1 protein-coding gene is annotated in these 251 nt (G+C 66.1%); it reads left to right on the top strand.

Annotated elements, in window-relative coordinates; all coding sequences use genetic code 11:
• The coding region (locus CUZ56_RS16080) for a hypothetical protein (protein ID WP_204250972.1) at positions 1-251 on the top strand (251 nt) is incomplete at both ends.

Genomic DNA, 251 nt, shown 5'->3' with positions numbered 1-251 from the left:
GGTCGATTATCGCGCGCACGTACGCGACCGCGGCATGCGCGAGTTCGTCACGCGCGACGCTGTATTCGCCCATCGGGTCGCCGGTCATGACGCTGCCCTCCTCTTCAACATCCGTTCCTTCCGCTGCTCGGACGTTCGGCGCCCAGTGGGACTACCAGCAGCGGCGCGCGCATTCACTGGCTGCGGCTGAACGGATCTTCGCAGCCGGGCATGCGGTGGTGAAGCTGCCGCAGATGGTGGCGAATGAAGGC

Origin of the sequence: Saezia sanguinis (genome assembly GCF_003991585.1) — a bacterium.
Lineage (GTDB): Bacteria > Pseudomonadota > Gammaproteobacteria > Burkholderiales > Burkholderiaceae_C > Saezia > Saezia sanguinis.
Note: the sequence above shows the minus strand (reverse complement) of the source record. Positions and strands in the feature narration are given on the sequence as shown.